This is a genomic window from Shewanella pealeana ATCC 700345, from assembly GCF_000018285.1.
Lineage (GTDB): Bacteria > Pseudomonadota > Gammaproteobacteria > Enterobacterales > Shewanellaceae > Shewanella > Shewanella pealeana.
Map to the genome: position 1 here is coordinate 4,630,307 of NC_009901.1, position 23,206 is coordinate 4,653,512.

A 23,206-nucleotide genomic window follows, 5' to 3' on the forward strand; every position below is an offset into this window, starting at 1 on the left:
GTTATTAACTAAAACTCGCCTTTAAACCAACTCTGGACCCGATTCCAAAGACTGGTGACCCCTTGTCGCTCAGGACGCTCGAACTGACGTTCGATCACTCTGCGCGCACCATAGTGAAGCAACCCGACTCCGGTAGAGTAAATAGGTTGATCCACATATTCATGTAAACCTTTTACTGGCAGCGGCTGTGCCATTCGTACTGGCATGCCAAATGTTGCTTCAGCGATATCCACAGCACCTTCAATCGATGCTGTGCCACCAGTGATCACTATGCCCGCTGCAACCTGATCTTCGAGCCCGCTATCGCGTAGCTGCTTTAAGATCAGTTCAAATAATTCTTGGTATCTTGGCTCCACCACTTCTGCCAACGTGTGACGCGACATACTGCGTGAAGGGCGACCGCCTACCGACGGAACTTCAATACTGTCTTCACGGCTCACCATAGCGCTACGAGCGCTAGCGTGCTGCACCTTAATCTGCTCCGCATGAGATAATGGTGTGCGGAATATCTTAGCGATATCGTTAGTCACCTGATTACCCGCAACCGGCACCACTGCACAATGACGCAGCGCGCCATTGGTATAAACAGCGATATCTGTTGTGCCACCGCCAATATCAACTAAACAGACACCTAAGTCTTTCTCATCATCTGTCAGCACTGAGTCGGCAGATGCAATCGCTGAGAACACTAGGTCATCAACCTTCAAGCCACAGCGCTCTACGCTCTTAGTGATATTCTTAGCCATATCATTAGCGCAAGTCACGATATGCACCTTAGCTTCCATACGCATACCAGACATGCCTATCGGGCTCTTAATGCCGTCTTGAATATCGATAGCGTATTCTTGCGGCAACACATGCAAGATACGACGTTCTGTTGGGATCTTTACTGAACGCGCGGTATGAATCACGTTGTCGACGTCTTCTTGCGTCACTTCTTCATCATTAATCGATACCATGCCGTTTTCATTCTGGCATTCGATATGTTTACCCGAAATACTCAAATAAACCGATGAGACTTGGCAATCAGCCATTAGTTCAGCTTGATCCAGTGCTCTTTGTACACTGCGAACGATAGAGTCGAGGTCGTTAACGCCGCCTTTATCCATACCTCTTGAAGGATGGTTTCCAAGGCCGACAATACTGATCTCACCGTCAGGCAACACTTCACCAATGATGACAGCGACCTTTGATGTCCCTATGTCCAATCCCACGATCAGATTTCTATCCAGATTCTTGGTCATTAATTAACGGCTCTCTTTCTGTGCATCATCCCAACCTACGGCCAAACCTGTGTCGTAGCGCAAATCCACAATCGCTACCTTCTTTTCTTGCTTAGCAAGTTGAGGGTAGACGTGGATAAATCTTTGTATCCTTGCCATCTTGTCTTCGCGACCGAGCTCCAGCTTAATGCCAGTATTTAGCTCTGCGTGCCAAGCATGTCTCGGGCTCAAACTTAAACTCTGTAAGTTAAAGCCATTAATTCTTAATAGTTCGCCTAACTGCTGGTAAGTAGTTAGTACCGACTTACCTTGCTCTTCAGGTCCGGTCAAGAAAGGTAAGTTAGGTATACCCTCTTTCGCTGGTGCATCAAATACTTCGCCATAAATATTGAGCCAAGCATCACCATTCCAATGCGCAACTGGTTTTTGTTCAACCAGATAGACCTTCAATTTAGCAGGCCACTCCCGGCGCACTGAGGCCTGATATACCCAAGGTAAGGCTTCTAATGCATCTTGTACCTGATTAACATCAGCGGAGAAAAAGCTACGCTGCATCAAATCTTGCAAGGCAACTTGGATCTCGCTGTCATCGGTATATAACCGCTTCCCGTTAATCGCAACGGCTTCAATAGGTAACGCATCGGCATCGTTTAATACCGAATCTAGCTTCATTACTGCCATCGACAAACCGATCAATACACACAGTAAAAACGCTAAACCGAAGCACAAATACCAATCGGCTTGCGAAAGCAAGACTCGAACACGCTGACCTTTCTCGCGCCAAGACACCTTCAGGCTTCCTTTTGCAACCATAACCCCGGAAAATCGGCCATTATATAGCCCTTATTCCAAGCGTCAAAATTTGATGTGTAACTTAAGCTATATCGCTCTAAATTACGCATTTTTTTCATCTGTAACCGCAGAATCAAAACCAAGGTTTGACTCGGCTAGACTGCGAGACAACAAGCCAATACTGCCAGCCCCTTGGGTCAACAGTAGGTCGCCATCTTGTAAGATCTCTGGCAATACAGTTTCTAGTTGTTCGGTACTCGCCACGAACACAGGCTCGACTTGGCCACGCACTCTAATCGAACGACATAATGCTCGACTATCGGCACCAGGGATTGGCGCTTCACCTGCGGCATAAACATCAAGCATCAACAAGCAGTCCACTTGCGATAAGACTTCCACAAAGTCTTCATATAGGTCACGGGTTCGACTATAGCGGTGTGGCTGATAGATCATGACTAAGCGACGCTCAGGCCAGCCTAATCTGGCAGCCTTAATCGTTGCCGCGACTTCGCTTGGGTGATGACCATAGTCATCGACCAACTTAATCTCACCTTTGGCCGTTGTGAATTCACCAATCTGTTGAAAGCGGCGACCAATACCCTGGAAGTCGGCTAAGGCGGTAATAATCGCCTCGTCTTCAATCTCATCTTCAGTTGCTACAGCAATCGCAGCCAATGAGTTAAGTACGTTATGTTCACCGGGTAAATTAACTGACAGCTGCAGATCATCCATACCAGCGCGGCGTACGGTAAACTCACAGCTATAACCTGTTTGCTTGAAATCTAATGCACGAACATCTGCATCTTCACTGAAACCGTAAGTCACTATACGACGACCGATACGCGGAATAAGCTCACGTACGATAGGATCGTCGATACACACAACTGCGACGCCATAGAATGGCAAGTTATGCAGGAAATCGACGAAGGTCGTCTTAAGCTTCTCTAGATCGCCTTCATAGGTATCCATATGGTCAGCTTCAATATTGGTCACCACACTCACCATCGGCTGCAGATGCAAGAAGCTCGCATCGCTCTCATCCGCCTCGGCAATAAGATAACGGCTATGACCTAGTCTTGCGTTAGTACCCGCACTATTTAACAAGCCGCCAATCACAAATGTTGGGTCACGCTCAGCCTGACCATAAACGCTGGCAATTAAACTTGTCGTAGTGGTTTTACCGTGAGTTCCCGCAACGGCAACACCGTGACGATAACGCATCAGCTCAGCCAGCATCTCGGCGCGGCGTACTACAGGGATCCTAAGCTCTTTTGCTGCAACTAGCTCTGGGTTATCGGCGCTAATCGCCGTAGACACCACAACCACATCGACATCTTTTACCTGACTTGCATCGTGGCCAATATAGATAGTCACGCCAAGTTGAGCTAATCGCTCAGTGACCGCACTTTGCGCGATATCTGAGCCACTTAATTTGTAACCCTCATTAACAAGCACTTCCGCTATGCCGCCCATACCAGCACCACCTATTCCAACGAAATAGATGTGCTTAACCCTGCGCATCTCAGGGATCATGGTTCTTAGCTGCGAATACTTCTCTGCTTTGTTACTCATCTCAACCCTTCTCAGCTAATCGAATACAGACATTAGCTACTCGCTCTGTCGCATCTAAAATGGCTACGTCTCGAGCACGCTGGCCCATATTGCATAATTCTTGTTTATCGGATGCCAGCATCGACAATTTTGTCATCAGTTTACTGGTATCCACTATTGGCTGCGGCAACAAGAAGGCTGCCCCAGCGTTAACTAAAACTTTGGCGTTTTTAGTTTGATGGTCGTCAACCGCATGTGGGTATGGCACCAATAAACTCGGTAAGCCTACCGCTGCTAGCTCAGATACAGTTAATGCACCAGAGCGACAAACGACCACATCGGCCCAACGATACGCCGCTTCCATATCATCGATAAACTCGGCAACACTCACACTGCCATCTTGGCCGAGTCGTTGGTACTCCGCCTTTACTGCCACAAGGTTATCACGGCCAACTTGATGCCAAACCGTCATAGAATGGGTTTTGCTCACCCCTTCTAAAACACTCGGCATCACGTCGTTAAAAATCTTTGCCCCTAAGCTGCCACCAACAACAAGTACCTTTAGAGAATCATCGTCACAACATGACTCTCGCTTATCACCAAGAGCAATCAGCTCTTTACGGATAGGGTTACCCACAGTTTCCGCTTTGATATCGGTAAAGGTGCCTTCAAAGGCACACAAGACCTCTGACGCAATACGCGATAGCAGTCTATTAGTCATGCCAGGAATGGCATTTTGCTCATGCAAAACAAGAGGGATGCCACTCAGTTTGGCTGCTACGCCACCGGGACCACTGGCAAATCCGCCCATGCCCATCACGACGTCAGGCTTAAAGCTCTTAATGACGGCGCGAGCCTGCATCACAGATCGCAGGATCTTAAAAGGCGCTGCCAATTTACGCATTAAGCCATTACCACGAACACCTTTAATATCGATAAAGTCGATATCGAAACCATGTTGAGGCACAAGCCTCGCTTCCATTCGCTCAGCCGTGCCTAACCAACGTACCTTCCAGCCTTGCTGGCTTAGATACTTAGCTACCGCTAACGCAGGAAACACATGACCGCCGGTACCGCCAGCCATAATTAAAATGCGTTTCTCTTCAGCTTGGTTAGTCATTATCTCACTCATTATTTGTTTGTCCGGCCTTCGATGGCCTGGATAACACTCAATCTTCTTTCATGGTCAATTCGGATAAGCATCATTGCTGCCGCCGTCATCACCCATAAACTACTACCGCCATAACTAATAAATGGCAGGGTTAATCCTTTGGTTGGCAACATACCGATACTCGCGCCGACATTGACCACAGTTTGGAAACAGATCCAAATGCCAATGCCGTAGGCTAAATAGCCTTCGAATGCACGCTCAAGTGCTAAACACATGTTGCCCAACTTTATCGCCCGCAGTGCCACAAATAGCAGCACGGCTAATACCGCAATAATGCCGATAAATCCGAGTTCTTCACCAATCACCGCAAAGATAAAGTCGGTATGCGCCTCAGGCAGATACTCTAACTTCTGAATGCTGTTGCCTAAACCTTGGCCAAACCAATCACCGCGACCATAGGCCATCAATGACTGCGTCAGCTGGTAACCACTACCAAATGGATCTTGCCATGGGTCAAGAAACGAGGTCACTCGTCGCATACGGTACGGCTCAAGCAGTACAAGCGCTACGAATGCCAAGATCCCGGTTAAGATCAGCGCGAAGAAATCCAGTAATCGCGCCCCCGCTAAAAACAGCAAGCCTACCGTACCAACAAATAGCACCACAACCGTACCTAAGTCAGGCTGCATCAAAATTAAAAAAGCGTATACGGCAAAAACACCAATCGGCTTATAGAAACCTTTGGCATTTTCCCTAATCTCTTGGTGACGACGTACCAAGTAACCCGCCATATAGATGGCAAAAGCAAACTTAGCTATCTCGGCCACCTGAATACGAATAGGCCCTATAGACAGCCAACGGGTCGCCCCGTTTACCGTAGTCCCCACAAAGAGTACTGCTACGAGCATTGCCCCGACCACAAATAGCAATAGCACGCTATATCTCTGCCAAATGCTTACCTCAACCTGTAATACCACTGCGGCAATGATTACACAGCCCACAAGGTAAGCACCATGACGCCATACAAAATGAAACGGGTTTCCCGTTAAAGTTTGCGCCTCAGGCATAGAGGCTGACATCACCATAACAAAGCCAAAACAGATCAACGACAAAACAGCAAATAACAATGCTCTATCGTACAGCTGCATCCCAGGGGCTGAGTTGTCGCTAAACAGATTCGGCAACGACCATTTTAAGCGGTTGCCAAATAAACTTAACTGCTTCTCGCTACTCGCCATGAAGCGCTTCAACCAGGCTACGGAATTCATCTCCACGAGCCATAAAGTTGGGGTACATATCTAAGCTTGAACAAGCCGGTGACAGAATAACAATATCACCTGCTGTAGCTAGCTCATGCGCTTTTGCTACCGCTTCAACCATATTGGCGACTTTTATCGCCTCCGGTTTCAACCCTGCGATTTTGTCGCCATCTTTACCTAAAACGATTAGCTGACTCACCTTCTCAAGCACGGGCTCTAACGGTTTAAAGTCAGCCCCTTTGCCATCGCCACCTGCGATCAAGATCAATTCACCTAAGTGCTCACTCAAACCATCAATAGCAGCGACTGTAGCGCCGATATTCGTGGCCTTCGAGTCGTTGACATAAGTGACGCCATCAATATCTGCAACCACTTCACAGCGATGAGCAAGGCCTAAAAACGTCTTAGCCACCTCAATCTGACACTCACGTTTAATCCCCGCCGCAGTGGTCAATGCCATCGCTGCAATAATATTGGCAAGGTTGTGGCTCCCTACGAGTGCGACATCGCTAATCGGCATGATCTGGCTACTACCTTGCACTATCATGCCGCCCGAAACGCCCCAATCATCGCCCTCTGGCGCATCTAAACCAAAGCTTTGTTGGTTAGTCGGGTTGTTCGGTAGCGTTAACGTGTCTTCACGATTAAACACCGCCATCTTGCTCTGCTCGTATAACTTAAGCTTCGCCTGACGATAAGACTCAAGATCGCTATAGCGATCCATATGATCTTCGCTAATGTTAAGACAAGTCGCCGCAACACACTGCAAGCTATAGGTTGTCTCTAACTGAAAACTCGACAACTCGAGGACATACAGATCTTTAGGTTCGAGCAATAGGTCAAGAGCTGGCACACCAATGTTGCCACCCACGGCGTAAGAGCTGCCGCTAGCCTTAGCCATCTCACCGACTAAGGTCGTGACAGTTGTCTTACCATTTGAGCCAGTAATACCTATGACCTTGGCTGAGGTTTGCGCGACTGCCCGTGCAAATAGCTCAACATCGCCAATCACTTCAATCCCCATATCAAATGCGACTCGCACTTCTGGCGTTTCGCAGGCGATACCAGGACTAATGACAATCTGCTGTGCCTGTACTAGATAGCGACAATCAAAACCACCAGTGACTAGCTCAACTTGAGGAAACTCTGTCGCCAAGCTATCAGCTCCCGGAGGCTGAGCTCGGCTGTCCATGACTAAAGGAACTATCCCTTGCGCACACAGGTAACGTACAACAGACAAACCTGTCGCACCTAAACCTAAAACTATGTGTGAATATTGCTGCGCCATATCAGACCTATCTAGTATCTAAGTTAAATGAGTTCGTTAATTTAAATCTGTTATCTCAGTTTCAAGGTTGCTAATCCAAGCAAGACTAAGAACAAAGAGATAATCCAAAAACGTACTATGACTCGTGGCTCCGGCCAGCCCTTCAACTCATAATGATGATGAATCGGTGCCATACGGAAGATGCGCTGACCGCGCAACTTATACGACCCCACCTGCAAAATGACCGATACAGTCTCCATCACGAAGACGCCGCCCATGATCACCAATAGGATCTCTTGACGAACTAATACTGCAATCGCACCTAATGCCGCGCCTAAGGCTAACGAACCAACGTCACCCATAAACACTTGTGCTGGATAGGTGTTAAACCACAGGAAGCCTAATCCGGCACCCACAATTGCGGTACACACGATCACTAGCTCACCCGCGCCAGGCAAGTAAGGCAGGTGTAGATAACTCGCAAACTGAACGTGACCAGAAAGGTACGCAATCAAGGCAAATGCAGCTGCAACCATTACTGTTGGCATAATTGCCAAACCGTCTAAACCATCGGTTAGGTTGACCGCGTTACTCGAACCAACAATAGTGAAATAAACCAATACGATAAAGAAACCGCCAAGCTGTGGCATGATATCTTTAAAGAAAGGCACCACTAGCTGGGTTTCACCAGGACTTTGCGCAGAGGCATACAGGTAAACAGCAATAACCAGTGCAGCCACAGATTGCAGCAAGTACTTCCAGCGAGCAATCAAGCCCTTGGTATCTTTACGGACCACTTTACGATAGTCATCGATAAAGCCAATCAAGCCAAAAGTGGCCAGAACAAATAGCACGACCCATACATAACGGCTACCAAGATCGCCCCAAAGCAATACACTGATAAACACGCCGGCAAGGATCAGTATCCCGCCCATAGTGGGTGTACCACGTTTACTAAAATGCGACTCAGGACCATCGTTACGCACGACTTGGCCAATTTGCATGACTTGCAAACGCGCTATCATCTTTGGTCCCCACCAAAGACTAAATACCATTGCCGTCATCAAACCAAGAATGGCTCGGAAGGTAACGTAAGAAAATACATTAAACCCAGTGTAAAATTGGGTTAAATACTCAGCCAGGTAAACCAGCATTAAACAAACTCCCCGCGACCAAAGGCCGTTGTTAAAGCTTCTACTACACGTTCCATTCTCGCACTGCGAGAACCTTTCACTAACACGGTAATTTCGGCAGGTAATTCATTAATGTATTGAATTAATCCTGCAACCAAATCATCAATATCTTGATAGTGTTTGGAACCAAAAGCATGACTCGCACCCTCGCTTAGCGTACCGACACAAAACAGCGAATTTACGCCTTTTGCCTTGGCTAACGCCCCAAGCTCGCGATGCAAAAGGGCGGCATTGTCGCCTAATTCGCCCAAATCGCCCAGTACTAAACAGCGATTTCCTTTAATTTCTTGAAGCCAGTCGATAGCTGCGCCCACTGAAGCCGGATTTGCGTTATAGCTATCATCGATTACCGTCACCCGCCCAAGTACACTTGGCAGCATGCGGCCCTTCACAGGTTTTAGTTGGCTAAGTCCTTGGCAAATATGAGCCAAAGACAAACCTAATGCTAAACAGATACTGGTCGCCGCTAGCGCATTAGACACCTGGTGACGCCCAGCCAACGGCAACTCAACTCTATGAACTTCTGCACCGTAGCAAAGGCTAAAGGCATAACGTCCGTAAGAATCTGCAATCAAATCTGTAGCAAAAACATCGAGATCTCTCGACGCTTCATTTTTAACACCAAAACATAACTGCTTAACGTGGCTAGACGCCTGAAGCATGACATCAGCAAATGCATCATCGGCATTAATCACTGCTGTACCGCCTACGGTAACGTGATTAAAGATCTCAGACTTAGCCTTAGCCACCCCCTCTAAAGAGCCGAACCCTTCAAGGTGAGCCGAAGCGACGTTATTCACCATGGCCACACTCGGTTTGACCAAACCAGAGGTATAGTCAATCTCACCTGCGTGGTTAGCGCCAAGCTCAAATACGCCAAACTCATCACCTTGCTTCAATCTCAGCAAGGTTAACGGCACACCAATTTCGTTATTGAAGTTACCCGCGGTATAGAGCACTCGATGCTGTTGCGACAAGATAGTCGCTATCATCTCTTTTACGCTAGTCTTACCATTTGAACCGGTTAAGGCAACACAAGTTGGCGCAAGCTGTTCACGCACATAGGCGCCAATTTCGCCCATCGCACGCTGGCTATTTGCCACGACAATTTGTGCGGCGTCTATCGGTAACTCTCTTTCTACCAACAATGCGTTCGCACCAGCATCGACCGCTGCCTGAGCGAAGTTATGACCATCAAAATTATCACCTTTCAATGCGACAAAAAGCGTCTTGCTATCTACTGCTCGACTGTCGCTAGAGACGCTATCGATTGGCAGATCATCTCCAATCAACTGGCCATTCAGGCGCGTCGCTAACTCGGCTAAAGAAACCCTAATCATGCGTTACCTTCGGCAATCGCTTTAGCGAATGCTCTTTCATCGTAATTTAGTTTTTTACCATTTACTTCTTGGTAAGTTTCATGGCCTTTTCCTGCAAGCAATACCATGTCGCCCGAGGCTGCCTGAGCGACGATCTCCTTAATTGCAACTTGGCGTTCAACTTGTGAAAGCGCCTGCTGTGGATGCTGCAATCCTGCCAAAATATCGCTAATAATGGCGTTAGGGTCTTCACTTCTGCAGTTATCGCTGGTCACCATGACGCGATCGGCAAACTGCTCGGCACTCGCCGCCATCATAGGGCGCTTACCTTTATCTCTATCACCACCACAACCGAATAAGCACCAAAGCTGGCCTTTACAATGTACTCGGAGTGCCTTTAACGCCTGCTCAATCGCATCTGGCGTATGGGCGTAGTCGACAACAAGCGTGACGCCATCTTTGCTAGTGAAGCGCTCCATTCGTCCAGCAACGGGTTCAAGCTTGGGCGCTAGTGCGACAAGCGTGTGCATATCTTCACCTAGTAGGTAAAGGGCACCGAGGGCGGCAACCAAGTTGGAAAGGTTGAAGTCACCCAATAGCGGTGAGTTAAGCTGAGCTTCACCAGTTGGCCACACTAAGGTGCAAGACACGCCTCCATCATGAAAATGGTTGTCTTTGGTATAAATGTCAGCCGTAGAGTCACCTTTAACACTAAAGCCTAACAACTTATCAGACGCTAGATCCGCCAGCCATTCACGGCCAACGACGTCATCGATATTGATTAAACCACCGCGTAAATTGGCGAACTGAAATAAGCGCTTCTTGGCGATTCCATATTCTTCCATCGTATGATGAAAATCGAGATGATCGCGACTTAAGTTGGTAAACACTGCGACATCAAAGGGAACGGCTTCGACTCTGCCTTGTACTAGGCCATGGCTAGAGACCTCCATCGCACAAGTATCTGCGCCCCTTTGCTCAACCCCCTGTAACTGCTTGATAAGCGTAATAGGGTCGGCAGTGGTGTTGCCGCTATCGACTAGCTCGCCCCAAAGGCCATTACCTAAGGTGCCCATCACTGCTGTTTGCTTACTTTGCAGCAACTGCAGTTGAGCTATTAGCTGAGTCACTGAGGTTTTACCATTAGTCCCAGTCACACCGACAATTTGTGGGCGCGATTGCGACAGAGGGTAAGCCTGTGCGGCTAAGGCTGAAATTTGTCGATTCAGCTGGAAAAACAGGATCTGTAATCCACCATCGTTAACCACAGTGCCGTGCTTTTCGGGAGAATCTGTATGTACTAAAGCAGCGCTTGCACCGCGCTCAAAGGCGGCGGCTATAAACTTGCGGCCATCGACTTGATAGCCTGGAATAGCAACGAACAGATAACCTGCTTGCACAGCACGGCTATCTAAAGTGATCTCCAAGAAGTCTTCGGCTCCCGAATAATGGAACCATGGCGCTAATAGATCGCGTATTAGCATTATTCAACACTCCTAGAATTTGCAGCTAAACGGACCTTCTCACGATTTGAAATAGGCTCAACATTTAACATTTGTAAAGCACCTGACATAACTGACGCAAAAACCGGTGCAGCGATATCGCCACCATAATAACGATCGCCTTTAGGCTCATTCACTACCACAGCAATGGCTAACCTAGGGTTATGCACTGGTGCAACACCAGCAAATAGCGCTACGTAATCTTCACCATAACCACCAGCGACGGCTTTACGCGCGGTACCGGTTTTACCTGCCACAGGATAGCCTTCAATATGTGCCTTACGTGCGGTGCCACCTTTTTCAGTAACCCCCACCAGCATCTCCATTACATCTTGCGCTACCTGTGGTGAAATGACTTGCGTGCCTTCAGGCGTTTGTTTTAGTTTCAAAATTGAAACAGGATACTGCACGCCTTTATTACCCAAAGTGGCATACATTCTGGCCAACTGCAGTGGTGTGGCCATTAAGCCATAACCAAATGATAAAGTTGCACGCTCAAATTCAGACCAGCGACGGCGGTCGTGAATAAGACCCGCACTTTCACCCTCTAAATTAATACCTGAATAGTTACCTAGACCCATTGTTTGGTAGGCGCCTAATAACTCCTGTACCGGCATAGACAAGGCAATTTTGGTCATACCCACGTTACTCGAATGCACCAAAATACCACTCAGAGAAAGGTCACCATAATTACGCCCGTCGCGGACAATTTTACCACCGATACGCAGGCGACCAGGGTTGGTCTTAATAATTTGATCTGTCTTAATCGTTCCGGCATCAAGTGCAGCAGCAACCACAAATGGTTTGATGGTAGAGCCAGGTTCATAAGCATCAGTCAACGCACGGTTTCGCATGCGATAACTTTGTAGGTTTTCACGAGAGTTCGGGTTATAGGAGGGCGTATTCGCCATCGCTAACACTTCCCCAGTAAGCACATCAAGCACCACGATTGAACCAGATGTTGCTTGGTTAACCTCGGTGGCCTTTTTTAGCTCGCGATAGGCCAGTTGCTGAATACGTTGGTCAATACTTAGCACCAAGTCATTAGGGCTCTCACCCTCTTGCACCATATCGAGACGCTCGACTACGTGGCCGTCGCGAGACTTACGTACTTTTTGCTTACTCGGCGTGCCAGTTAGCCAGTCATTATAAGTATTCTCTAAGCCCTCAATACCTTTGTCATCGATATTGGTGATCCCCACCAGCTGCGCGGTAATTTCACCCGTTGGATAATAGCGACGAGATTCAGGCTTAAGGTAAACACCTGGGAGTTTTAGCTGCTTAATATAATCAGCAACGGCAGGAGTCACTTGGCGCTTAAGGTAGGTAAAGCGCTTACGAGGGTTCGATTGAACTCGTTTAAGAATATCTTCTCTCGGTTCATGCAATACGTCTGCTAATGCTTGCCAACGGCGCATATCGGCAAAACCATTCTTGTCATGTACTACTTTAGGATCGGCGTAAACCGCTTTTACCGGCACACTCACCGCTAGCATATCACCATTGCGGTCAGTGATCAGGCCACGCTGCACTTCACGACTGGTAGTACGCAAGGTGCGCATGTCGCTTTGGTGGCGTAGCATTTCAGGCTCGACGATTTGAATATAAGCGGCTCGGCCAACCAAACTTGTAAACATCAGGCATACAAAAGCCACCACGACGTATAAACGCCATTGGATTAATTGTGGTTTTTGTTTACGTTTCGCCTGTTTGCTCATGGGACTCTTACCACAACCTCTTCTTTTGGTAATGGACGCTTCATATTCAGTTCTTTAGTCGCTATCCGAGTAATTCGGCTATGTTCCGACCGAGACTGCTCTTCGAGCAGCAAGTTACGCCACTCAATATCTAGCCTGTCTCGCTCTTGTAATAACTGCTCCCATTGACTGGTGTATTTTCTGCCTTCATAGCTGGTATACACCACCGCAATCGCATTCATCATGACAAGCAGCGCGAGTATCATGACCCATTTGTGATGCCATAAATCAAGCAGCACTATGCGGGTTAAATTCAATTGAGCTTTACTCACTTAAGTCTCTAATCGTTTATGCTTCGTAAGGTAAACGCTCGGCGATACGTAGCACAGAGCTTCGGGCTCTCGCGTTACGCTCAACCTCTTCTACCGAAGGCTTAATGGCTTTGCCCATTGCCTTTAGCTTGCGCGACTTATTGATCTCAGCCTCAGTAATAGGCAAACCATGAGGTACACTCTCACCTTGGCTATTACGGCGAATAAAGCGCTTCACCATACGGTCTTCCAGTGAATGGAAGCTAATCACAGATAAGCGGCCTTCTGGAGCCAACACGGCTAATGCGCCTTCTAGGGCTTGATCGATCTGCTCTAGTTCACTGTTGATGTAGATACGAATAGCTTGGAATACGCGTGTCGCAGGATGCTTATTACGCTCCTTGTTCTTAGTGATGCGGGCAATCAAATCGGCCAGATCTTTGGTACGTAAAAACGGAGCCTTTTCACGGTCTGCGGCGATACAGCGAGCGATATGACGGGAGTTTTTCTCCTCGCCATAAGTCTTAAACACCCATGCCATATCTTCAATTTCAGCGCGGGCAAGCCACTGAGCAGCAGTCTCGCCTTGAGAGTTATCCATACGCATATCTAATGGACCATCTCGCAAGAAGCTAAAGCCACGCTCGGCATCGTCTAACTGCGGCGATGACACGCCAAAGTCCAGTAATACGCCATCGATTTGGCCCTTTAAGCCTAAGTCTTCGACATAGTCAGCTAACTGGCCGAAACCACCATGAACGATCTGAAAACGACTGTCGTCTTTAAACTGCTCAGCCGCGGCGATAGCCTGCGGATCACGGTCGATAGCAATCAGTCTTCCATTCGGTCCAAGTTCCTCAAGAACTTTTCTAGAATGACCACCACGACCGAAAGTACCATCGATATAGATGCCATCGGGTCTAATGTTTAAGCCTGCAACGGTTTCCGCTAGCAGTACTGATAGGTGTTCAAATTCTTGTGTCATGGGTTTCTTCTACTATTTAAATATCACTGACTAAAGTGAAAAATCTGCCAAACGTTCATTGGCAGCCAAGTCTTCATTAAGAATCGCTATTCGACTCTGTTCAATCTGTTGCTGCCATGCAGCTTCGTCCCACAGCTCAAACTTATTAAGCTGGCCAACTAACATGGCCCGCTTATCTAAGTTGGCATATTGGCGCAGTGGTGGTGGTAACAGCATGCGGCCATTACCATCTAGTTCACATTCATGGGCGTATCCGAGCAACATGCGCTTAATTGCTCGTTCGGTGGGTTGTGTATCGGAAAGAGATGCGAGTTTAGCTGCAACTTGTTCCCACTCATGGATGGGGTACAGCAGTAAACAAGAGGATTGAATATCGACTGTGATCACAAGTTGGTTGTTATGGCAGGCATGCAGAGACTCACGGTATCGCTTAGGAATCGCGATCCGGCCTTTTGCATCAAGATTAATAGCGCTTGCCCCAGAAAACACCTTATGTCATCCCTGTTGGTCTATAAAATATCCCACAAATATCCACATTTCCCCACAACAGCTAAGTTTAGGGATAGAACGCAAGACTTGTCAAGGGAAGCTGGGATTTAAAAATCCAGTAACCAAGCGGGTTAGCAGCGAATTTAGATTAATTTTAACTAAAGCTCGTATTGGGGATTTATGTGGAGATTTAATACCATTTTCCATCTAAAAAGTAGGAAAAACAGGCAGAAGAGTGGAGTTAATCACAACAAACAATACCGTTTAGTGGACTTTTTTACCATAAAGCTTGCCTCAGCTCAGAGTTCGTTTTCCTAAATAAAGCAGTGAGCCCCGCAAAAGCAGCTCTATAAATACAGGAAAAATTAAACATAATTAACCGAATCTACCGCTAAAACCAATTATCCCTATTTATCTCCAACTCCTAGCTCTACTTTTACCCAAATAAAATACGACTAAATTTCAACCACACACTGCCGATATATTAGTAACCCCATTAAAAATGAGGAATGGCCAATGATTAGCTTAGATAGTGTATATGCCATGCTTGCTAAGCCTGTGACCTCAAAGCTTAAATCAAAACAGCAAGTTAAGAAGATTGATAATAGTGCAGCTATAACAGCTGATAGCCATGAAGCGCCACAGGCACAACTCCCCCCTCACTTAGAGAGGCGCACCTCTACGGATGATAGGCGCAAGAATCAAAAAATCGCCTATCGACTCGATCAAAATCTAGAGAGAAGAAAGGGCCCTAGGCGAGATAAGCCCGAACAAAAGGACAAGGAGCAAGCGTCATCACTAGAACAAAAAAGTGAAGATATTCCAGAGTCGATCCACACTCGGATCGACATCGATGTTTGACCGCAGGTATCACTCGCCCTTAACGTGTCCGGGTCACAGCCTCTTGCCAACCTTTGTATAGACTATCGCGCTTTTGCATGCTGATCTGTGGTGTAAAGTTACGCTCGATGCCAGCCTTATGCTTTAGTTCATCGGTAGAGTCCCAGAAGCCCACCGCTAGACCTGCCAGAAATGCCGCTCCCAGTGCAGTTGTTTCAGTCAGCTCTGGGCGCAAAACCTCAACGTTAGTAATATCGGCCTGAAACTGCATCAGGAAGTCATTCGCCACCGCGCCGCCGTCGACCTTAATCTGCTTCAGCTCGACACAACTATCTTTAGACATGGCATCCAATAGGTCGCGGCTCTGATATGCAATAGCCTCCAGTGCAGCACGAATAATATGGTTACGATTAGCCCCTCGGGTTAAGCCCACTAACGCTCCTCTCGCGTCAGGGTCCCAATAGGGAGCGCCTAATCCAACGAATGCCGGGATCAGATACACACCATTAGTATCTTCAACTTTTTTAGCAAAGTATTCGGTATCTTGTGCATCACGAATAAGCCCCAACTCATCCCTAAGCCATTGCACTGTAGCTCCGCCCATAAATACCGAGCCCTCTAATGCATAGTTAATTCCACCGTCGGCTCCAATCGCAATGGTGGTTAACAATCCGTGCTGAGACTGAACGGCTTCGACACCAGTATTCATCAGCAAGAAACAGCCTGTACCATAAGTGTTTTTTGCCATGCCTTCTTCGATGCAGAGCTGACCAAACAAGGCCGACTGCTGATCTCCCGCCATCCCAGCAATGGCAATGTGACTACCTTCCCCCGCTATACGGGTATAACCATAGATAGCCGACGAAGGCTTTACCTCTGGCAGTATTGAGCGCGGAATATCAAATGCATCTAGTAGCTTGTCGTCCCACTGCTGAGTATGAATATTGAATAACATGGTCCGTGAAGCATTGGTCGGATCGGTAACATGAACCTTGCCCTCAGTGAGCTTCCAAACAAGCCAGGTATCTATGGTGCCAAACAGTAGCTCACCTTTCTCTGCTCGCTCCCGCACACCTTCGACGTTATCCAAAATCCACTTAATCTTGGTGCCTGAAAAATAAGGATCGAGTACCAAGCCTGTAGTCTGCTTAATGTAATCTTCTAACCCTTGCGCTTTGAGCTCGTCACAAATGGCTTTACTGCGTCGGCACTGCCATACGATTGCGTTGTAAACAGGCTTACCCGTTACCTTGTCCCAAACGACTGTCGTTTCTCTCTGATTAGTAATGCCGATAGCCGCCACATCTTCACTGTGAATATCCGCCCGCGCTAATACTTCAATAAGAGTTGAGCTTTGAGACGCCCAGATCTCCATCGCATCATGTTCAACCCAACCCGGTTGAGGATACATTTGGCTAAACTCACGCTGTGAGCTAGCAACCATCTTGGTATCATGATCGAACACTATCGCTCGGGAGCTCGTTGTCCCTTGGTCCAGTGCTATGATGTATTTCTTTGACACTTTTTGCTTTCCTTATTGGCGCGTTTCTTTTAATAAACCAATTTCTGGTTGAACAATTTCAGGGCTTACCACTTCAACCCAAGGCGTCACATCACAGGCGTGGCTAGGGTAATACCATACCGCATTAATTTTATCGCCCGCTAGCTGATAAATACCTAGGCTACATTGACTATGTCGCTCACCATCATGACTCCAAGTCACTTCTTCGACCGTACTCACGTAATTAGCCGAAACCAAGATCTGCCTTAATTTGGCCTTGGCATCAGTGAGACTAGCAAAGTAATCGGTCATCGCAGCGCCAAGCTCTTGCTGAGTGGATGTTTCAATATCCATCTTGGTACCTGTTAAATTAAACCAGTGCACGTTTGGCGTCGTATGCTGTAATAACTGCTCTACACTATGGTTATTAAAACCTTGAATAAACTGCTTCACCACCAGCACAGATTTTGGCTGGTCTTCGAGCGGTTGCGGCTCTGCAGCATAGGCCGATGGTAATAGAGTTAAAAATACCGAACCAATAGCGAGTAACCAAATTTTGGGTTTCATGGTGAACCTCTTATTTATTTTGATGCTTTAGGGTGAATGGATAGAAGTGTACACAGCAAGGAGGTCTTATTACCTAAGCCGTTATCCTTTTTTACCACGAAACGCAGCACTCATCCAACTCAGCTGCAGCAGAGTCAAAATCAGCAAAAACAAATCCTCTCCTATACCATCCATGGCATTCGAGGATTCATAAATAGATAAGTACTTCCTGTACAAATCCTCTCCTATGCCATCCATGCCATTCGAGGATTCATAAATAGATAGTTACTTCCTGTACAAACCCTCTCCTATGCCATCCATGGCATTCGAGGATTCATAAATAGATAGTTACTTCCTGTACAAACCCTTTCCTATGCCATCCATGCCATTCGAGGATTCATAAATAGATAGTTACTTCCTGTACAAACCCTCTCCTATGCCATCCATGCCATTCGAGGATTCATAAATAGATAGTTACTTCCTGTACAAACCCTCTCCTATGCCATCCATGGCATTCGAGGATAAGTACTTCCTGTACAAAAAAGCCCCGCAGATGCGAGGCTTTAATAACAGTTAAGGCTGAAACAGCTTAGCTTTAGCTAAGGTTAGCCCCATACCCTAGCACTAAGTTTAGAAGCGGTAAGTCGCCTGAACACCAACTAGAATGATGTTGCCGCTAACTTGACCTTCGAAAGTACCACCAAACATAGCAGAATCTTCGTCATGCTCATGGATTGGAGACTCATCAGCAAAGATGTAAGTTGCGCCAAAATCAAAATCTAGGTTGTCACTGTACTGGTAACCATAACCCACGCTCAACCATAAACGATCAACTTCAGGAATAGTGGTTGTACGGTTAGCATCAGACACTGCAGCTTGGTCATAAGCAATACCGGTTCTTAGCGTTGATTTTTGTGATAACTGGTAAGTCGCACCTACTGCAAAGCGGTAGTTGTCTTCCCAATTTTCTTGCTTCACTAAGATTGGGTCTGCTGAGATCTCAGGGATCATTGCTTCAAGCTTTTCAAATGAGCTCCAATCCGTCCAGTTAACACTCGCATGAATAGCAAGTTTGTCGGTCAATTGATGGAAGCTAGCAATTTCTGCTGTTGCTGGTAGCGCTAATTCCATTGCACCATCGTAATGGCTAGAAGGCGCTTTACCTTGAGCGATCATTGCGAAATCAAAACCTAGGCCTCTCGCTTCGCCTTCAAGATTTTGGTCGACTTCTGAGCGATAGTTAAAGCCGATACGGTTATTAGCATTGATCTGCCACGCACCGCCTAACTGCCAACCCCAAGAGATATCATCACCTTCCATGTACTTAAGGGTGGTACCTTGCAGAGGACCAACTGATGTTGGCGCTTGTGCACCAAAGCTACCTTCCCCTAACACCAAACGAACACCCGCACCGACGCTAAACTGGTCATTAATGCGGTAAGCCACATTTGGGTTTACTTCAATAGCGGTAATTGATGCTTCATTACCAAACTGAGTACCAAGGAAGCTATCATCTAATTCAGTTGCCATACCAAAGTTGCTACCAAGCGCTAAACCTAGGAACCATTGGTCGTTTAACTGGTGTGACACATAAAAGTTAGGTACTACCGCGTCGCCAGCAATATCTTTTGCTGATGACGGAGTTGATTGACCCGCAAAACTCACCGTGCCGTCAACATCAATATTCGGCATAACCAAAATTGCGCCAGTTGTCATTTGCGTGCCTTCGAGATAAGTCAGCATAGCTGGATTACGAAATTGCGCCGCAGCGTTATCGGCCATGGCTGCTTCACCAGCATACGCACGACCTAAACCAGTTGCAGAGTATTCAGCTAATTGAAAACCAGCAGCTTGAACCTGTGTAACTGTCCCCAAAAGTGCCGTACTAACAGCAAGAGTTATTAAACGCTTATTCATTGGTAATCTCTAATTATGTTAACAAGAAGTAGAGTATTAACTCCACTTTTTAATGGCGGCGATTTTACAACTGCAGAATATCTTTTCAAGTACTTTATAAAAAACAGCATAAAACACTGGCAAAAACAGCTATGCACAGACGAAATACAGAGTAGATCACACTTTAAAGCATGAAAACAGTGTCAAGCTAGGCCATTAGCGTCGCTGAACAACATTGCAAACGCTACGCACAAAATCAAAAATAACCTTTTAAATCAAAAGAATGCACCAAGCGCTGGCGCGGTACGCATGTACCCTAGATATTTAGCCTAATAGCAGTGAAAATAACTAGCTATTTTGTCGCGTAATAGCTAATCAGAAACAAGGAAAACTTAAATACAACAAAAACAATAACTAAACTAATCATGCGAAGACTAAAATAAACAAAGCCATTTAGAAAAAATCTAAATGGCTTCATCAAAACTCAATAATGGTACATATGTACGCTAACTTTTAGACACGACTTTAATGTTATTAGCGTCTCCAAGATGGAATGTTAGCTTCATAATTAGCAATCGTATCGGCATGTGACAGTGTCAGACCAATTGCATCTAACCCATTTAATAAGTTATGCCTTGCCGATTGGGCAATTTCAAAATGGAATTGAGAGCCTGACGGGCTCGTCACAGTTAAAGCTTGAAGATCAACACTGATCTCCGCTCCCTCTTTAGCCTCAACCTCAGCCATAAGCTGTTTAACTTCGGCGTCAGCTAACCTAACAGGCAATAAGCCATTATTAATTGAGTTACCATAAAAGATATCGGCAAAGCTCGGGGCAATAATCACTTTTAAGCCAAAATCGGCCAACGCCCATGGCGCATGCTCTCGACTCGAACCACAGCCAAAGTTTTCTTGAGACACAAGAATAGAAGCGCCCTGATAGCGAGGCTTATTCAGAGTAAAGTCTGGATTAAGTTGATCGCCAGCGTCATCTAAATAGCGCCAATCGTGAAAAAGGTGAACACCAAAGCCGTCACGCGTCACCTTAGAAAGAAACTGCTTAGGGATGATCTGATCGGTATCCACGTTTGCACTATCTATGATAACCGCAAGCCCTGTATGTGAGATAAATGGTTGCATGCTATGCTCCTAGTATGGTTTGCGAATATCAACAAAGTGTCCGGCTACCGCAGCAGCGGCGGCCATAGCAGGGCTCACTAAGTGAGTACGGCTGCCACGCCCTTGTCGGCCCTCAAAATTACGATTACTAGTCGACGCGCAGCGATCGCCCGCTTCCAATTTATCGTCATTCATAGCTAAACACATAGAGCAACCCGGTAAGCGCCATTCAAAACCGGCATCAGTAAAGATCTTATCTAAACCTTCAGCCTCGGCTTGCTCTTTAACTAGCCCTGAGCCTGGTACAACAATAGCCTTTACCCCATCAGCGACCTTGCGCCCCTTGGCGTGAACCGCTGCGGCGCGAAGATCCTCAATGCGAGAGTTAGTACAAGAACCAATAAATACTTTATTGATACTGACATCTGTCATCAAGGTGCCCGCTGTTAAATCGACATACTCCAGCGCCTTCTCGATACTACTACGAACGGTAGAGTTGGTGGCATCGAGTGGGTTTGGCACTAACTGATCGATAGCAACCACCTGGCCTGGGTTGGTTCCCCAAGTCAGTTGCGGTGCAATATCTATGGCATCTAACACCACACTGGCATCAAATACTGCACCTTCGTCGGTTTTTAACTGCTCCCAAGCAGCAACGGCTTGGCTCCAGCTTTCACCTTTTGGTGAAAACTCACGACCTTCAAGGTATTCAGCCGTCGTCGCATCTGGGGCTATCATGCCTGCCTTTGCGCCCATCTCGATGGCCATATTGCATACTGTCATGCGGCCTTCCATGCTCAGCGCCTCGATTGCTTCACCACAGAACTCAACCACATAACCTGTGCCGCCATCCATGCCAATTTTACCAATAATCGCTAACACGATATCTTTAGCGGTGATCCCAGAAGCCACATGACCACGAACTTCAATCTTCATGGTCTTGGCCTTTAGCTGACGTAGTGTCTGCGTCGCCATCACATGCTCAACTTCCGATGTACCGATACCAAATGCAAGAGCACCAAAGGCGCCATGGGTGGCGGTATGCGAGTCACCACACACAATCACAGTTCCCGGCAAAGTAATGCCAAGCTCTGGGCCCATCACATGCACAATACCTTGATTCTTATGGTGAATATCATAGAGGCGAACGCCGAACTCTTTACAGTTTTGCTCTAGAGTTTCAACCTGAGTACGCGCCATAGGGCTAAGTGCATCTAAGCTTGCGCTGGTTGTGGATGTGTTGTGATCCATGGTGGCGAAGGTTTTCTGTGGCGCACGTAACTGTCGGCCAGCGACCTTAACTCCACTAAATGCTTGGGGTGAGGTCACCTCATGCACTAGATGCCTATCAACATAGATAATGGGCGCTTCGCCTTCAGGGGCGACAACCACATGGCTGTCCCATACTTTCTCATATAGTGTCTTAGCCATGATTACACCCCCTCTCTTACTAACTGAGAGATGTAATCTCCCATCTCGCTAGTCGATTTTGCATTGTGACGCTGCTCCGCAGGCAACAATTCCCCCGTCAAGTAGCCATCACTCAGCGCTTTTCCTACGGCGTTTTCAATGGCCGTTGCCGCGTCCTCAAGTTTAAGGCTATGACGCAACAACAAGGCTGCCGATAGAATTTGCGCCACAGGGTTAGCAATGCCCTGACCCGCGATATCTGGCGCACTGCCACCAGCAGGCTCATACAAACCAAAACCAGAGCTGTTCATGCTAATTGAAGACAGTAATCCCATTGAGCCTGTTAGCATAGCTATCTCATCAGAGATGATGTCGCCGAAAAGGTTTGAACACAGCATGACATCGAACTCATCGGGGCGGCGTAGTAGCTGCATAGTCGCGTTATCGATATAGATATGCTCTAGCTCGACCTCTGGAAACTCTTTAGCAACCTCTTCAACCACTTCACGCCATAACACCGAACAGGCGAGCACGTTGGCTTTGTCTACCGAAGTGACTTTCTTACGACGACCTTGAGCTGCCTCGAAGGCGATTTTTGCAATGCGTCTAATCTCTTTACGGCTATAACGCATAGTATCGAAGGCTTCTTCATTTTCGCCTTCACCTTGGCGCCCCTTGGGCTTACCAAAGTAGATCCCGCTTGTTAGCTCGCGAACACAAACCACATCAAAACCACGAGAAGAGATATCGCTGCGCAATGGTGACATATGCTCAAGACCTGCGTGTAATTTGGCAGGGCGCATATTACAGAACAACTCAAAATGGCCGCGAAGTGGCAATAATGCACCACGCTCAGGTTGATCGTTTGGGGCTAAGTGTTCCCATTTAGGACCGCCTACCGAGCCAAACAAAATCGCATCTGCAGCTTCACAGCCTTTTAGGGTTTGCTCTGGAAGTGGGCAGCCATGATTATCGATAGCGGCGCCGCCAACATCGTACTCAGAATATTCAATAGAAAGTGTAAAACGTTGTTCAACTGCTTTTAACACCTTACGTGCTTCAGCCATCACCTCTGGTCCAATGCCATCTCCGGCCAGTACTGCAATCTGATAACTCATACTTCGGCTCACTCCTGTGGTTTATTCTTCAATTTATTCTTTAGACATATTCTTGCGCTCAACACATTAGTATCGAC

At 47.1% G+C, this 23,206-nt stretch carries 20 protein-coding genes; 1 reads left to right on the plus strand and 19 read right to left on the minus strand.

Features of this window, described 5'->3' with window-relative positions; all coding sequences use genetic code 11:
• Positions 1-8: 8 nt before the first annotated feature.
• The 13 genes from ftsA to mraZ form a co-directional block, all read right to left on the minus strand.
• Positions 9-1,244, minus strand: coding sequence for a cell division protein FtsA (gene ftsA / locus SPEA_RS20015; RefSeq protein ID WP_012157000.1), 1,236 nt, complete (start codon positions 1,242-1,244; stop codon positions 9-11).
• Positions 1,245-1,247: 3 nt separating this feature from the next.
• Positions 1,248-2,012, minus strand: a complete 765-nt coding sequence (locus SPEA_RS20020) for a cell division protein FtsQ/DivIB (RefSeq protein WP_150102255.1) — start codon at positions 2,010-2,012, stop codon at positions 1,248-1,250.
• A 105-nt stretch (positions 2,013-2,117) separates the two neighbouring features.
• Positions 2,118-3,587, minus strand: coding sequence for a UDP-N-acetylmuramate--L-alanine ligase (gene murC / locus SPEA_RS20025; protein WP_012157002.1), 1,470 nt, complete (start codon positions 3,585-3,587; stop codon positions 2,118-2,120).
• A 1-nt stretch (position 3,588) separates the two neighbouring features.
• Complete coding sequence (gene murG, locus SPEA_RS20030; protein WP_012157003.1) at positions 3,589-4,686, minus strand: undecaprenyldiphospho-muramoylpentapeptide beta-N-acetylglucosaminyltransferase; 1,098 nt, start codon at positions 4,684-4,686, stop codon at positions 3,589-3,591.
• Positions 4,687-4,697: 11 nt separating this feature from the next.
• On the minus strand, positions 4,698-5,915 hold the full coding sequence (ftsW, locus tag SPEA_RS20035; RefSeq protein ID WP_012157004.1) for a cell division protein FtsW: 1,218 nt from the start codon (positions 5,913-5,915) through the stop codon (positions 4,698-4,700).
• Positions 5,905-7,224, minus strand: a complete 1,320-nt coding sequence (murD, locus tag SPEA_RS20040; RefSeq protein ID WP_012157005.1) for a UDP-N-acetylmuramoyl-L-alanine--D-glutamate ligase — start codon at positions 7,222-7,224, stop codon at positions 5,905-5,907. Before murD ends, ftsW begins: the two co-directional genes overlap by 11 nt.
• 50 nt (positions 7,225-7,274) lie before the next feature.
• The gene (gene mraY / locus SPEA_RS20045; RefSeq protein ID WP_012157006.1) at positions 7,275-8,357 is read right to left on the minus strand and encodes a phospho-N-acetylmuramoyl-pentapeptide-transferase; all 1,083 of its coding nucleotides are present in this window, start codon (positions 8,355-8,357) and stop codon (positions 7,275-7,277) included.
• Entirely contained in the window at positions 8,357-9,736 is a 1,380-nt protein-coding gene (locus tag SPEA_RS20050) for a UDP-N-acetylmuramoyl-tripeptide--D-alanyl-D-alanine ligase (RefSeq protein WP_012157007.1), read from the minus strand. Before SPEA_RS20050 ends, mraY begins: the two co-directional genes overlap by 1 nt.
• Positions 9,733-11,199 carry a UDP-N-acetylmuramoyl-L-alanyl-D-glutamate--2,6-diaminopimelate ligase gene (gene murE / locus SPEA_RS20055; protein WP_012157008.1) on the minus strand — a complete coding sequence of 489 codons (1,467 nt, stop codon included), beginning with the start codon at positions 11,197-11,199 and terminating at the stop codon, positions 9,733-9,735. Before murE ends, SPEA_RS20050 begins: the two co-directional genes overlap by 4 nt.
• Positions 11,199-12,935, minus strand: a complete 1,737-nt coding sequence (locus SPEA_RS20060; protein WP_012157009.1) for a peptidoglycan glycosyltransferase FtsI — start codon at positions 12,933-12,935, stop codon at positions 11,199-11,201. Before SPEA_RS20060 ends, murE begins: the two co-directional genes overlap by 1 nt.
• On the minus strand, positions 12,932-13,246 hold the full coding sequence (gene ftsL, locus SPEA_RS20065) for a cell division protein FtsL (protein ID WP_012157010.1): 315 nt from the start codon (positions 13,244-13,246) through the stop codon (positions 12,932-12,934). Before ftsL ends, SPEA_RS20060 begins: the two co-directional genes overlap by 4 nt.
• Positions 13,247-13,262: 16 nt before the next feature.
• Positions 13,263-14,210 carry a 16S rRNA (cytosine(1402)-N(4))-methyltransferase RsmH gene (gene rsmH / locus SPEA_RS20070; RefSeq protein WP_012157011.1) on the minus strand — a complete coding sequence of 316 codons (948 nt, stop codon included), beginning with the start codon at positions 14,208-14,210 and terminating at the stop codon, positions 13,263-13,265.
• 30 nt (positions 14,211-14,240) lie between these two features.
• On the minus strand, positions 14,241-14,699 hold the full coding sequence (gene mraZ, locus SPEA_RS20075) for a division/cell wall cluster transcriptional repressor MraZ (protein WP_012157012.1): 459 nt from the start codon (positions 14,697-14,699) through the stop codon (positions 14,241-14,243).
• 516 nt (positions 14,700-15,215) lie between these two features.
• Here mraZ and SPEA_RS20080 point away from each other — a divergent pair.
• On the plus strand, positions 15,216-15,560 hold the full coding sequence (locus SPEA_RS20080) for a hypothetical protein (protein WP_012157013.1): 345 nt from the start codon (positions 15,216-15,218) through the stop codon (positions 15,558-15,560).
• Positions 15,561-15,579: 19 nt separating this feature from the next.
• Here SPEA_RS20080 and glpK read toward each other — a convergent pair whose 3' ends face one another.
• The 6 genes from glpK to leuB form a co-directional block, all read right to left on the minus strand.
• Positions 15,580-17,061 (minus strand): glycerol kinase GlpK, encoded by a 1,482-nt coding sequence (glpK, locus tag SPEA_RS20085; RefSeq protein WP_012157014.1) that lies wholly within the window; start codon positions 17,059-17,061, stop codon positions 15,580-15,582.
• Between the two features lie 12 nt (positions 17,062-17,073).
• Positions 17,074-17,607, minus strand: a complete 534-nt coding sequence (locus tag SPEA_RS20090) for a nuclear transport factor 2 family protein (RefSeq protein WP_012157015.1) — start codon at positions 17,605-17,607, stop codon at positions 17,074-17,076.
• Between the two features lie 609 nt (positions 17,608-18,216).
• Complete coding sequence (locus tag SPEA_RS20095; protein ID WP_012157016.1) at positions 18,217-19,503, minus strand: outer membrane protein transport protein; 1,287 nt, start codon at positions 19,501-19,503, stop codon at positions 18,217-18,219.
• A gap of 513 nt (positions 19,504-20,016) precedes the next feature.
• Positions 20,017-20,622 carry a 3-isopropylmalate dehydratase small subunit gene (gene leuD / locus SPEA_RS20100; protein WP_012157017.1) on the minus strand — a complete coding sequence of 202 codons (606 nt, stop codon included), beginning with the start codon at positions 20,620-20,622 and terminating at the stop codon, positions 20,017-20,019.
• Between the two features lie 9 nt (positions 20,623-20,631).
• Positions 20,632-22,032 (minus strand): 3-isopropylmalate dehydratase large subunit, encoded by a 1,401-nt coding sequence (leuC, locus tag SPEA_RS20105; RefSeq protein ID WP_012157018.1) that lies wholly within the window; start codon positions 22,030-22,032, stop codon positions 20,632-20,634.
• Positions 22,033-22,034: 2 nt separating this feature from the next.
• Entirely contained in the window at positions 22,035-23,129 is a 1,095-nt protein-coding gene (gene leuB / locus SPEA_RS20110; RefSeq protein ID WP_012157019.1) for a 3-isopropylmalate dehydrogenase, read from the minus strand.
• Positions 23,130-23,206: the final 77 nt, after the last annotated feature.

Coding starts and splice junctions, on each gene's coding strand:
- ftsA (WP_012157000.1), bottom strand. CDS start 1,244: ATGACCAAGAATCTGGATAGAAATCTGATCGTGGGATTGGACATAGGG.
- murC (WP_012157002.1), bottom strand. CDS start 3,587: ATGAGTAACAAAGCAGAGAAGTATTCGCAGCTAAGAACCATGATCCCT.
- murG (WP_012157003.1), bottom strand. CDS start 4,686: ATGACTAACCAAGCTGAAGAGAAACGCATTTTAATTATGGCTGGCGGT.
- ftsW (WP_012157004.1), bottom strand. CDS start 5,915: ATGGCGAGTAGCGAGAAGCAGTTAAGTTTATTTGGCAACCGCTTAAAA.
- murD (WP_012157005.1), bottom strand. CDS start 7,224: ATGGCGCAGCAATATTCACACATAGTTTTAGGTTTAGGTGCGACAGGT.
- mraY (WP_012157006.1), bottom strand. CDS start 8,357: ATGCTGGTTTACCTGGCTGAGTATTTAACCCAATTTTACACTGGGTTT.
- SPEA_RS20050 (WP_012157007.1), bottom strand. CDS start 9,736: ATGATTAGGGTTTCTTTAGCCGAGTTAGCGACGCGCCTGAATGGCCAG.
- murE (WP_012157008.1), bottom strand. CDS start 11,199: ATGCTAATACGCGATCTATTAGCGCCATGGTTCCATTATTCGGGAGCC.
- SPEA_RS20060 (WP_012157009.1), bottom strand. CDS start 12,935: ATGAGCAAACAGGCGAAACGTAAACAAAAACCACAATTAATCCAATGG.
- rsmH (WP_012157011.1), bottom strand. CDS start 14,210: ATGACACAAGAATTTGAACACCTATCAGTACTGCTAGCGGAAACCGTT.
- SPEA_RS20080 (WP_012157013.1), top strand. CDS start 15,216: ATGATTAGCTTAGATAGTGTATATGCCATGCTTGCTAAGCCTGTGACC.
- SPEA_RS20090 (WP_012157015.1), bottom strand. CDS start 17,607: ATGAAACCCAAAATTTGGTTACTCGCTATTGGTTCGGTATTTTTAACT.
- SPEA_RS20095 (WP_012157016.1), bottom strand. CDS start 19,503: ATGAATAAGCGTTTAATAACTCTTGCTGTTAGTACGGCACTTTTGGGG.
- leuD (WP_012157017.1), bottom strand. CDS start 20,622: ATGCAACCATTTATCTCACATACAGGGCTTGCGGTTATCATAGATAGT.
- leuC (WP_012157018.1), bottom strand. CDS start 22,032: ATGGCTAAGACACTATATGAGAAAGTATGGGACAGCCATGTGGTTGTC.
- leuB (WP_012157019.1), bottom strand. CDS start 23,129: ATGAGTTATCAGATTGCAGTACTGGCCGGAGATGGCATTGGACCAGAG.